The sequence below is a fragment of the Flavobacterium aureirubrum genome (assembly GCF_038739835.1).
Lineage (GTDB): Bacteria > Bacteroidota > Bacteroidia > Flavobacteriales > Flavobacteriaceae > Flavobacterium > Flavobacterium aureirubrum.
This window is the reverse complement of sequence record NZ_JBCGDO010000001.1, coordinates 141,393-154,153: the sequence shown is the minus strand read 5'-3', so window position 1 is coordinate 154,153 and position 12,761 is coordinate 141,393. Positions and strand designations below refer to the sequence as shown.

10 protein-coding genes are annotated in these 12,761 nt (G+C 33.6%); 7 read left to right on the top strand and 3 right to left on the bottom strand.

Going from position 1 to position 12,761, the window contains the following annotated elements; all coding sequences use genetic code 11:
• The first annotated feature begins 23 nt into the window (after positions 1–23).
• The gene (gene xerD / locus WFZ85_RS00670; RefSeq protein WP_342694359.1) at positions 24–923 is read left to right on the top strand and encodes a site-specific tyrosine recombinase XerD; all 900 of its coding nucleotides are present in this window, start codon (positions 24–26) and stop codon (positions 921–923) included.
• A gap of 62 nt (positions 924–985) precedes the next feature.
• Positions 986–1,381: a response regulator gene (locus WFZ85_RS00665; protein WP_342694358.1), complete on the top strand. Its 396-nt coding sequence runs from the start codon at positions 986–988 to the stop codon at positions 1,379–1,381.
• A 92-nt stretch (positions 1,382–1,473) separates the two neighbouring features.
• Here WFZ85_RS00665 and WFZ85_RS00660 read toward each other — a convergent pair whose 3' ends face one another.
• Positions 1,474–6,078 (bottom strand): choice-of-anchor L domain-containing protein, encoded by a 4,605-nt coding sequence (locus WFZ85_RS00660; RefSeq protein WP_342694357.1) that lies wholly within the window; start codon positions 6,076–6,078, stop codon positions 1,474–1,476.
• A gap of 200 nt (positions 6,079–6,278) precedes the next feature.
• Between WFZ85_RS00660 and argS the strand changes: the two genes are divergently transcribed.
• The 3 genes from argS to WFZ85_RS00645 all read left to right on the top strand — a co-directional run bounded on the left by argS (position 6,279) and on the right by WFZ85_RS00645 (position 10,437).
• Positions 6,279–8,057, top strand: coding sequence for an arginine--tRNA ligase (gene argS / locus WFZ85_RS00655; RefSeq protein WP_342694356.1), 1,779 nt, complete (start codon positions 6,279–6,281; stop codon positions 8,055–8,057).
• A gap of 98 nt (positions 8,058–8,155) precedes the next feature.
• Positions 8,156–9,493, top strand: a complete 1,338-nt coding sequence (ffh, locus tag WFZ85_RS00650) for a signal recognition particle protein (RefSeq protein ID WP_342694355.1) — start codon at positions 8,156–8,158, stop codon at positions 9,491–9,493.
• Positions 9,494–9,549: 56 nt separating this feature from the next.
• A complete protein-coding gene (locus tag WFZ85_RS00645) occupies positions 9,550–10,437 on the top strand; it encodes a bifunctional 5,10-methylenetetrahydrofolate dehydrogenase/5,10-methenyltetrahydrofolate cyclohydrolase (RefSeq protein WP_342694354.1) in 888 nt (295 codons plus the stop codon).
• 15 nt (positions 10,438–10,452) lie between these two features.
• On the opposite strand, the gene WFZ85_RS00640 is transcribed toward WFZ85_RS00645, so the two are convergent.
• Both WFZ85_RS00640 and WFZ85_RS00635 read right to left on the bottom strand, forming a co-directional pair.
• Positions 10,453–10,878 (bottom strand): DUF1456 family protein, encoded by a 426-nt coding sequence (locus WFZ85_RS00640; RefSeq protein ID WP_342694353.1) that lies wholly within the window; start codon positions 10,876–10,878, stop codon positions 10,453–10,455.
• A 123-nt stretch (positions 10,879–11,001) separates the two neighbouring features.
• On the bottom strand, positions 11,002–11,502 hold the full coding sequence (locus WFZ85_RS00635) for a hypothetical protein (protein ID WP_342694352.1): 501 nt from the start codon (positions 11,500–11,502) through the stop codon (positions 11,002–11,004).
• A 111-nt stretch (positions 11,503–11,613) separates the two neighbouring features.
• On the opposite strand from WFZ85_RS00635, the gene WFZ85_RS00630 reads away from it, so the two are divergent.
• Positions 11,614–12,015, top strand: a complete 402-nt coding sequence (locus WFZ85_RS00630; protein ID WP_342694351.1) for a TerB family tellurite resistance protein — start codon at positions 11,614–11,616, stop codon at positions 12,013–12,015.
• A gap of 73 nt (positions 12,016–12,088) precedes the next feature.
• Positions 12,089–12,637, top strand: coding sequence for a hypothetical protein (locus WFZ85_RS00625; RefSeq protein ID WP_342694350.1), 549 nt, complete (start codon positions 12,089–12,091; stop codon positions 12,635–12,637).
• Positions 12,638–12,761 lie beyond the last annotated feature (124 nt).

Below are 12,761 nucleotides of genomic sequence, written 5' to 3'. Positions count from 1 at the left end.
AACTTACTGTTTGCAACCATTAAATGAATTGGAATAGCTATATCAAAAGTTTTCAATCTTATTTGAAAATTGAACGTGGGTTGTCAAAAAATACCGTTGACAATTATACGTTTGACCTAGAAAGATTGTGTCTTTTTTTAAATCAAAATACCATATCCATTTCGCCAGAAAAGATCAATGAAGAAGTAATTCAACAATTTATATATTCCATATCTAAAGAGGTTAATGCTCGTTCTCAATCCAGAATTATTTCGGGGTTGAGAAGTTTTTTTTCCTATCTTATTTTTGAAGATTATCGCAGCGATAACCCGATGGAATTGATAGAAGCACCGCGAATTGGGCGAAAACTTCCCGACACTTTATCGGTTGATGATATAGATAATTTAATTTCTGCTATCGATCTCTCTACTGATGAAGGAGAACGTAATAGAGCGATTTTAGAAACACTTTACAGTTGTGGCCTTCGAGTAACCGAATTAATTACACTAAAAATCTCAGATTTGTTTTTTGATGAAGGATTTATAAAAATCACAGGAAAAGGGAACAAGCAGCGATTTGTTCCCGTGGCAAAGTCAACACAAAACTATATTGAATTGTATAAAAACACAGTGCGATTACATCAAAAGATTGTTAAAGGTCATGAAGATACTTTGTTTTTAAATCGAAGAGGTAAACAGCTAACGCGTGCAATGATTTTTACCATCATAAAGTCATTGGCAGTCAAAATCAATTTGACAAAAAATATTAGTCCACACACACTGCGCCATTCCTTTGCAACGCATTTACTAGAAAATGGTGCCGATTTAAGGTCAATTCAAATCATGTTAGGACACGAGTCCATTACTACCACAGAAATTTATGTGCATCTCGATAGAAAACATTTAACACAAATAATTAATACATTTCATCCGAGAAAAACGTAGTTAGTCGATTTTTTACTTATGTTTGCACCGTTAAAATCAATAAACCTCAAATCTTTTTTACTATGAAATTTAACGACGTATTTGTTGTTGATGATGACAAAATATATCAATTTCTCATCAAAAAATTATTAGCCAGTAATAACATAGAAGTAAATCCTTTTTTCTACGAAAATGGGCAAGAAGCGCTCGACGGAATTAAGGATAAATTACACAAAGGTGAAAATCCACCCGATTTAATTCTTCTTGATATCAATATGCCAATTCTAGACGGTTGGCAATTTTTAGAAGAATATAAAAAACTTAAAGAAAATATTAAAAATAAAATAAGTATCTATGTTATTACTTCTTCAGATAACACAGTCGATAGAAGCAGAGCGAAGGATTTTGATGAAGAAATAACTAATTATGTTCTGAAACCTATGACGAGCGATGCAATAAAATCGATATTTGCGATATAATGAAAGGCGACAACTGGTCGCTTTTCTATTTTATAAAAAAAACTCTTCAATTATTTGAAGAGTTTTTTTTGGTCGGTAAATAAATTGAACAACTATCTTTTCATCGCAAAGTGAGCTTTAAATTCTCTGTCAACCTGATTTTCGTCTTTATAAGTTACACTAAACCAATAATCATCAGATGGCATTAGATTTCCGTTATATGTGCCATCCCATCCTGCGCTGCTTGGTCTAATTTGTTTTAAAATTTTGCCATAACGATCGTAAATTAAAATACTCGCGCTAGGTTGATTTGATAAATCAGTAATGTTCCAAGTATCGTTGTATCCATCACTATTAGGTGTGAAAAATTTCGGATAATTAATAACTATGGCTTGAATAGTAGTTATACCGCAACCGTTTTTATCTCTTACTGTTATAGTGTGAACTCCAGAAGGTACGTTTTCAAAAACAGGACTATCTTGGAATGGACCATTATTTAATTGGTATTCAAAATTATTTCCTTGTCCGGTTGCCACCACAGTAATAGATTGTGATTCTGCAAAATCATCGCTTACTGTATAAGTTACTATTGCTGGTTCAGATGGACTCACAGTCACATCTATAGGTTCTGAACTACAACCCGTGATAGTATTTGTAGCTACCAAAGTATATACTCCAGGCAAAGTGGCTTGATAAGAATTTCCGTTACCAACGGTTACTCCGGCGTCGTTCGTCCAAACAAATTGATGGTTAGCTGTGCTTAAACCGCTAAAGATTGTATATGCATTTAATAATGTTCCCGTTTCACTATCAATACATATAATACCGTCAACTGGTGTTGGTTCAGGTAATCTATTGACAATGATTGTAATGGGTTTAATATCAAAGCAACTTGGTGCTAAAGTATTAGTAACACGAACAAAAACTGTTGTTAGCGTAGTTGAAGTGATGGCATTAGTCTGGTTTGTTGCATTGGCCAAGTTTTCATAATAGGCTATTGTGAATTCACTACCCGTTTGTTGACCCAAAACAGTATTTGTTAGATTTGTTAGGTTAAAAGCAAATACGCCATCATTGGTGCCGTCTTCATCGCATATTGTTCTTAAAGCAGCAGGAATTGGATTAGCAACCGGTGTATCAATAATTGTAACTTGGAACGAACTTTCGTCTGAACATCTTGGTAAAAGAGGCGAAAGCGCATAAACATAGATGGTTTGTGATGAAGTAATCACTGCTCCAGCATTAAGGTTAACACCTGTGCCATTTGGTCCTGTGAAATATTGACCCACAGATACTGCTGGTAATGTATAATTTTCGCATATCGTAACATTTGGAAACTCATCTACATTAAAAATAGTTATCGTAAAACTTATTTGGCTGAAACAATCAGGCGATGTACCTGTGTTAGCATATACATATAGCGTTTGTGTAGTAGTTATCACATCACCAGCTTGAAGTAATGTTCCTGTACCATTTGGACCAGTATAGTAATTTCCAATAGATAAAGGTCTTAAAGTGTAAGAATTACAAAAGTTAACATCTAATATTGTAGGAATAACAGGTGTGTAATTTATTGTCACTGTAAACGAGCTTTCATCAATACAAGAAAAGGCAGTTCTAATTTGAGATTCTTTAAAAATATAAATGGTTTGAGTTGTAGTTATTATTGTTCCAGGTAAAATTTCAGTTCCAGTACCGTTTGGTCCACCAGATTGGGTGTAATATTTGTTGTTTGGGGTCAATGCCGGTAAGGTGTAGTTATCACAAGTGGTGATATTTGCTAAAGTATCGGCAGTTGTAGAAAAAATATTGATTTGGAAACTATTTTGAGCAGCACATGGCGGCGTTGTATTGGATAGCGCATATATATATATTCTTTGTGATGACGTAATTACTGTTCCAGGAGTCAATAAGGTACCATTGCCATTTGGTTCAGTGTAGTACTGTCCAATGGTAAGCGGTGTTAAAACATATTGGTCACAAATATCAATATCTGATCGAGAGTCAATTTGTGGAATTCCTAAAACAGTTACTGTAAAGCTATTTTGATTAAAACAAGTACTATCGAGTCTTTTGAAAATATAAATTGTTTGCGTATTAATTATTAAATCGCCAGCAGAGAGCATTGTTCCAGTGCCATCAGCTCCTGTATAGTAATCGCCGTTTTCAAGAATAGGTAAAGTATAACTTTCACATACTGAAATGTCAGTTAGAACATCAATTTGCGGCTGTGCAATTGAAATGGTAAAAAACAAGTTATCGGTACAATTAGACTCTGAGCTGCTTGCAGTTGGTGCATAAATATATACAGTAGTACTTGAGTTTATGACTGTTCCTGCAGGAATTTGTGTGCCTGTTCCCATCGGTCCAGTGAAATAATTTCCAATTGGTAATGCCGGTAATGTGTAGCTATTACATTGCGCAATATTTGGCGGTTGATTTAATCCAATAATTACCTCGAAACTATCTTCGTCTGAACAAGGAGTTGTACCTTCTGTAGCTAGATATACATACAATGTTTGACTAGACGTTATTACAGTTCCGGAAGGAATTTGAGTACCATTTCCACCAGATTGTGTGTAGTAATTTCCTGCAGATAGGACAGGTAATGTATACGAGTTGCATTCAAAAACATCATTTCTGTTACCAACTTCTACCGTTGACAGAATAGTCACATTAAAACTGGAGTCAACAGCACATGGCGGCGTGGTATTAGATATAAAATAAAAATAAATTAATTGATTTGATGATATTATAGTTCCGGCCGGTATTTCTGTGCCACCACCACCTGGCGCGGTGAAGTATTTTCCATATTGTAAGGAAGGCAATGTATAATTTCCACAGTTGGTTACGTCATCTGGTGTAAGTTCATCTTCATCAATAATAGTTACTAAAAAAGAACTATTGGCAGCACAAGTTCCTGGTCCACCAGGTTGATTAAAGATGAATACAGTTTGCGACTCAGTTAAAATATCGCCAGCAAACATTGGTGTGCCCGCTCCGTTTGTAGCGGTGAAATAGTTTCCGTTCGTAAGTGCTGGTAATACAAAATTCTCACACACAATAACGTTTTCTGGTCTATCAACCAACGGTAATGGATTTACTATTAAATTAAAACTAGTTATGCTAAAGCAAGCTGGATCCGTCACATTTTGTACTCTAACATAGATGGTTTGACCAGAAGAAAATAAGGATGTTATCGGGTTAATAGCATTAGTAGCATTGTTTAATGAGGTGTAATAAGTTACTATGTTTATAGAGCTAGACTGACCATTCAATATAGCAGCTGATTGCAATGTTAAGTTAAACGATGTATTGTTAAATGCCGAAGTTGAACATCTAACCCAATTTGGAATTTGATTAGCAACTGGTGGTGGTGAAGTCAATAATTGAAATGATTTTACGATAAAACAAGGACTATTTGGCAATTGAATTCTAACGAACACGGTTTGACCCGGTGCACTATTGTATTGCAATGGTAGCGGATTTTGATTGTTTTCGGCATTGGCTTGTGTTGCAAAATATGTAACACTTGTTAGAGGACTTAGGCCTTGTTTAACTCTTGATGTATTTAAATCTAAATTGAAGGTATAAGTTGCTGCACCACTATCACAGCGGTATATTGGCGTCGGATTTGGAGATGTAATTTCAGGATAGTATTCGACTACTATTGAGTCAGTAATCGGCAGACATGTACTAAATAAATTTGTATAAGTTACACTATAATTTCCGGCTTGACTAACTGTAAGAGTTGCTCCATTTTCTCCCGCTAAAATTTCACCATCTTTTCTCCAAACAAAAGAAAAATTAGATGGATTTAAACCCGTATTTAAGGTTTGTGTAGTTCCAAAGCACAAAGCAGAATTTGTTGCAATAGTTAAATCAAGACCTAGAACATCTTGGCCAATGTTAAAGCTGTCAGAAGAAATAAAAATTGCTGAGTCAGATTGTGGATCAACTCTATCAGCAATGACTAATTTAATATGATAAGGAACACCCGGAGTTAAAACAGATGCAGCAGTTAAAACAGTAGTTTGACCATTAAAATTTGTGGCAGAATTTAAAGCATTGGAACCGCCATTAAAGTTGCCAAAAAATTGAGCGTTTACAGAGCCGCAGGCAGAGTTATATTGATTATCTCTAATAGTAACAACGGAAATAGGTAGAGTAGTATTAGGAACTACCGCAAGGTTTGTTGTTACACCTGTGTTTAGATTGGTTAGTAAAAATGCAAAAGCATCTGAAAATAAACATTGAAAATTCCCGTATTCTTCAGAGGCAAAGATAAAGTCAAAACTAAAATTCGGCGAGATTGGGGTAAAATTAAATTCTAAAACAGTAGCATTTTTAGAAACCATAGTAATGCCTGATGCCACTAAAGTTGCTTCCAAATCTGCATCTCCTGGCCATGATGTTGATCCATCGTTGAGAATCGTAGTATTTGGACCAGGTGTATTAATCGCATTACCTGTACTTAAAACAACACCGCTTTGCATCGGAAAATTAGGATTAGTGTTTTGAAAAAAACCAATTCCGTTTGAAGAGCCAAAATTTGATCCTGTGCTCCAAGTAACATTGGTAGCCGACACACAAGGGGAATTGATTAAAACGTTATTAACCAATTGAGGTACAGTGTAATTTGAAGAGTTAACGGTTATCGGTTGAGAAAAACCAACTGTAGTTAAAAAGAGAGACGTAAATAGTAATAATTTTTTCATGACTTGGGATTTTGACAAGACAAATATGGATTAATTTACCGTTTAAAAGCAAAAATAATCGATGAAATACATAAATTATCTATTATTTTAAGTATTATTCTTATAAAACATAAAATTTTTGTTGTTTTCATCTTTTAGAAAACATCACGATTCATATAATTTATGCCGTTATGTTTATCTTTGCGACTAAATAATTAATCATGGGTCTTTCGCAACTATTAGAAAATCAAATTCAGAACGCTATTAAAGAAATATTTGAAATCAATGTGGATAGGATTGAATTTCAAATGACGCGCAAGGATTTTGAAGGCGATATCACTGTAGTAATCTTTCCTTTAGTTAGAATTATTAAAGGCAATCCAGCTGAAATTGGTACTAGAATAGGCAATTATTTAATAGAAAACACTAAAGAAGTTATTCGTTTTAATGTGGTCTCAGGTTTTTTGAATATCGTAATTTCAGATGATTATTATCTGAATTATTTTAATCAAATGAATAAGGATATAAACTTTGGTTTTGTTCCAATTGATAAAAACCAAAAAGCGGTTATGGTGGAATACTCTTCTCCAAATACCAATAAACCATTACATCTTGGTCATATAAGAAATAATCTTTTGGGCTATTCGGTTGCTGAAATTATTAAAGCATCTGGGAAAAAAGTTTATAAAACTCAAATCATAAATGATAGAGGAATTCACATCTGTAAGTCGATGTTGGCATGGAAAAAATTTGGAAACGGGCAAACACCTGAAAACAGTGGACTAAAAGGCGATAAATTGGTAGGGAATTTCTATGTTAAATTTGATCAAGAATATAAATTACAAATTAGCGAACTAATTACACAAGGCAAAACAGAAGAAGAAGCAAAAAAACAAGCTCCAATAATTCTTGAAGCCCAACAAATGCTTCTTGATTGGGAAGCTGGAAAACCAGATGTTGTTTCGTTATGGAAAGAAATGAACCAATGGGTTTATGATGGTTTTGCTGTAACATATAAAAATCTTGGTGTTGATTTCGATAGTTTTTATTATGAAAGCCAAACTTATTTATTAGGTAAAGAAGTCGTTCAACTAGGACTAGAAAAAGGAATTTTTGAAAAAGATCCCGATGGTTCAGTATGGATAGATTTAACCGATGATGGATTGGATAGAAAAATTGTGTTACGTTCCGATGGTACTGCTGTTTATATGACGCAAGACATTGGCACAGCAATTCAACGAGTAAAAGATAATCCTGATGTTAGTGGAATGGTGTATACTGTTGGAAATGAGCAAGATTATCATTTTAAGGTTTTATTTTTAATTTTGAAAAAACTCGGCTTTGATTGGGCAGAAAATCTTTATCATTTATCCTACGGAATGGTTGAACTGCCTTCGGGGAAAATGAAATCGAGAGAAGGCACTGTCGTAGATGCTGATGATTTGATGGCAGAAATGACCGCAACAGCAAAATCAATTTCAGAAGAATTAGGGAAGTTAGACGGGTATTCTTTAGATGAAAAAGAAAAACTGTATCAAATTATAGGGCTTGGCGCATTGAAATATTTTATGTTGAAAGTTGATCCAAAAAAAGCAATGCTCTTTAATCCAGAAGAGTCGGTAGATTTTGCGGGAAATACTGGTCCGTTTATTCAATATACTTATGCTCGAATACAATCTATTTTGCGCAAAGCCGATTTTGATTTAAGTCATAAAATAACTGAAATTGACCTGCATCCAAAAGAAAAAGAATTAATAAAACAACTAGAACTTTATCCAGAAATAATTCAAAATGCGGCACAGCATCACAGTCCAGCTTTAATTGCCAATTATATATATGAGTTAGTGAAAGAATATAATTCTTTTTATCAATCGGTATCTATTTTTGGCGAAGAAGACATCGCCAAGAAAACATTTAGAGTGCAACTTTCCAAAAAAGTGGGCGAAACTGTAAAATCAGGATTTAAATTACTTGGAATAGAGGTTCCAGAAAGGATGTAGTTTTTTTAATCGTTTTAAGAATCAATTTCTTATTTCTGTCTTCTGAATTTTAAATTCTAAGACTTATATTTGCATTTCATTAAAAGCAATGTCATCTTATGTTCAATAATTTAAGTGAAAAACTAGATAAAGCATTCCATATCTTAAAAGGACACGGAAAAATTACCGAAGTCAATGTGGCCGAAACCTTGAAAGAAGTTCGTCGTGCGCTACTTGATGCCGATGTAAATTTTAAAATTGCCAAAGATTTTACAACAAAAGTAAAAGATAAAGCTATAGGTCAAAATGTATTGACCACACTTCAACCTGGTCAACTTTTAGTAAAGCTGGTAAAAGATGAATTAACTGAATTAATGGGCGGTGAAGCCACAGGAATAAATCTTTCGGGTCATCCTGCTGTAATTTTAATGTCAGGTTTACAAGGTTCCGGAAAAACAACATTTTCTGGGAAACTAGCCAATTACTTGAAAACCAAAAAAGGTAAAAAGCCACTTTTAGTTGCCTGTGATATTTATCGTCCCGCAGCTATTAATCAGTTGCATGTTGTTGGAAATCAAATTGGAGTTGATGTTTATTCTGAACCTGAAAATAAAAATGCAGTTCAAATTGCGCTAAATGCAATTCAGCATGCTAAATCCAATGGTTTTAATGTTGTAATTGTCGATACTGCTGGTCGTTTAGCCATAGACGAGGAAATGATGAATGAGATTGCTAACGTACATGCGGCTATCAAACCGCAAGAAACACTTTTCGTGGTTGACTCTATGACGGGTCAAGATGCTGTTAATACCGCAAAAGCGTTTAATGATAGACTAAATTTTGACGGAGTTATCCTTACTAAATTAGATGGTGATACACGTGGTGGTGCTGCAATTTCCATTAAATCTGTAGTTGATAAACCTATTAAGTTTATTGGAACTGGTGAGAAAATGGAAGCCATCGATGTCTTTTATCCTTCGAGAATGGCAGAACGAATTCTGGGAATGGGCGACGTAATCTCGCTTGTAGAAAGAGCACAAGAACAATACAATGAAGAGGAAGCGAGAAAAATTCAAAAGAAAATTGCTAAAAATGAGTTTGGTTTTGACGATTTCTTAGCACAGATTCAGCAAATTAAAAAAATGGGTAACATGAAAGATCTTGTTGGAATGATACCTGGTGCTGGAAAAGCATTGAAAGATGTAGAAATAGAGGACGATGCTTTTAAACACGTTGAAGCTATTATTCATTCGATGACACCAAAAGAGAGATCGAAGCCATCAATCTTGGATATGAAAAGAAAAACCAGAATAGCCAAAGGCTCTGGACGAAAAATTGAAGAAGTAAACCAGTTGTTGAAACAATTTGACCAAATGAGTAAAATGATGAAAATGATGCAAGGTCCAGGCGGAAAGAATATGATGAAGATGATGGGTGGAATGAAAGGAATGAATTAAAATTAGAGACGCGTTTTAGCGTCTTTTTTTATAAAAACAACACAAAATAATAGTATATGCAAATTTTAGATGGTAAAAAAGTCTCGGAAGATATTAAAAACGAAATCGCAGCCGAAGTTTTAAAAATGAAAGCTAATGGCGAAAAAGTGCCGCATTTAGCAGCCATAATAGTGGGTAATGATGGTGCAAGCTTAACCTATGTGGGCAGTAAAGTGAAATCTTGTGAAAGAGTAGGGTTTGAGTCTACTTTAATTAAAATGCCAAATACTACATCGGAAACTGAATTATTGAAAAAAATTAAAGAACTCAACGAAGATGATAATATTGACGGTTTTATAGTTCAGTTGCCTTTGCCAAAACAAATTGATACACAACAAATCATCATGTCTATTGATCCGAGTAAAGATGTTGATGGATTTCATCCGGAAAATTTTGGGAAAATGGCTTTAGATATGACCACTTTCATTCCAGCGACACCTTTTGGAATTTTAGAATTATTAGAAAGATATGGTGTAGAAACCCAAGGAAAACATACTGTTGTAATCGGCAGAAGTCATATCGTGGGAAGACCTATGAGTATATTAATGGGCCGAAAAGGATTTCCGGGAAATTCAACTGTAACTTTAACGCATAGTTATACTAAAAATATTGCCCAAATCACCACACAAGCCGACATCATCATCACAGCACTTGGCGTTCCTAATTATTTGAAAGCAGAAATGATTAAAGACGATGCCGTAGTAATTGATGTAGGAATTACTCGTGTTATTGATGAAACTGATCCACGAGGATATAAAATTACTGGTGATGTAGATTACGAATTCGTTTCAAAAAAAGCATCATATATTACTCCAGTTCCCGGTGGAGTTGGTCCAATGACCATTGCCATGCTACTGAAAAATACTTTGTTGGCACGAGAGCAAAAAAGATTAAAATTGAAATAAAAAAATCCTGAGTACTCAGGATTTTTTGTTTTTTCCGTTTTTATATTGCACTTTTTCAACTATTTGAATTTTTGGTGCTTGTTTTTTGTCTTTTGGATTAAAAGTTTTTTTCTTGAATTCGGTTTTTAATTTTGGCTTAAATTCTTCCTTTGGTTTATCAATAGTGTTGGGTTGAATAGCCGCTTTGTTCTGTTTGATTACTTCCATAGCATTCTTCGGATTTTCTTTCGTGCCACGAAGATGAATGACTAATCCATTTAAAAAGTTACGTAATACTTGATCGCCGCATTCCATGTACTTTGGATGATCAGCGTTTCTAAAAAAGGCACCCAACTCGGCAGCCGAAATTCTAAAATCAACTAATTGCATGATTTCTACAATTTGGTCATCACGTAGTTGTAATGCTACTCTAAGTTTTTTAAATATATCGTTATTGTTCATCGGAGATTCTTAGGTTAATAAATTACTGACAACTGTCATGGTTTGCGCAACAATAAGCCGATAAAAAATAAATAGATAGTTGGGAGAAAACGCTAAATTACAAATTAAATAGCCCTATTACAATTAATTAGCTTCTGTACCAGATTCTTCTTTGTTTTTTTCTTTGTTCTTCTTTTTCTTTTTATCCTTGTCGTCGCTCTTGGAGTTATTTTTTACTAAAAATGCCTTGTATTTTTCTTTTTGTTCGGTATTCAAGTAGCTATTGATTGTTTTTTCTGTTTTTTCCTGTATGGCTCTGTATTCTTCATTTTTATCTTCTGCAGAATTTTCACTTTTCATAACAATATCCATTCGCTTGCTCGTTGCAAGTATTTCATTTTTAATAGCAATATATTGTAAATCATCAAGTGCAACTTCAGATTTCATTTTAACCATAAAACCCTCAATTCTTTCATTTCTATTTTTTTCGATATCAGCAGCAGATGGAGCAGAAGGAGTCGAGTTTGGAACCATATTATTTTGATTTAAAACTCTGTTATTCATATTATTCATACCCATTTGTTGGGCTTTTGCAGTAAACGTGCTCAAAATTAATCCTAATAAAAGTATGCTGTAAGTCTTCATCGTTTTAATATTTTTAACAAAAGTATGTAAAAATACCTTATTGAATTGTTAAAATTAAATGGTTACACATTTCCAAAAAAAATAATACATTAGCTAAAAAATAAAAACTCGATGGAAAAACAAGAAGAAAAACTATCACTTTTAACAGAAATGATTGCATTTGCAGTTGTTGATGGCACATTACATGAAAGAGAGTATTTGTTTTTAAAGATGATTGCTGACGAACTTCAAGTTACTTCTGATGATTTTAAAAGTTTGTTTCACCAAGAGAATTATCCAGTGGTCATAAAATCAGAATTTGAGCGTATTCAGCAATTTTATCGATTAGCATTGCTGATGCATTGTGATGGCGTTTTACATGAACGTGAGCAAATAAAAATTCACGAAATTGGCATCAACATGGGTTTGAACCCTCATGCAATAAAAAGAGTTTTAAAAGCGATGGAAAGTTCACCAACTAATATAATTTCACCAGATTTTTTGCTGGAAGTTTTTCAGGAGCAGTTGAATTAAAAGTGAGTTGTAAATCATAATTGTTGCGGGTATAAAGTAGTTAGACCTTATTTATAAAACGTATATCTTGAAAATGAACATTCAGACAAAATACATAGAAAAATTAAAAGCCGAAAAAATCTTTTCAGACATATATACTGATAGGTATGACGAGTCAATTTATGGTTTCATATTTGATTTCAATGAAGAGTTTTTAATTCTCGAACAATTTACTGACATTGGAGAAGCTGATGGAATTGCAGTTCTAAAAAGGGAAAATATTTCTCGAATTAAATGGTTAGGAAATAGCATTAAAACTGCAGAAATATTTGCACTTAAAGCAATAACAAATGAGAATATTGGAAAAATAAAAATTGATAATATTCAAAATATAATAAAATCAATTCAGAATGAATTTGGTTATGTTACTCTTTACATACAAGATGTAGATAGTGAAATGTGTATCATAGGCGAAATTATAGAAATGGATGCAGATACTTTAATTATCAAAGAGTATGGGACTTATGCTTCCCTTGACAGAAAAATGTTGATGCTGTCTATTCACGAAATTACAAAAGTGGAATGTGATGGACAATATGAAAGAAATTTGCATGAATTGTTCAACAAGAATAACTGGGTATAATAGCTAATTTTCGCAATTGCTGGTTTTTATTTTTACGTGTTCACGAAAAACGTTTTTTTTTACAGAAAATAATCTGTTCGCTTGCATAACAACTGACTAGAAGCTACATCACGATTTTGTGACA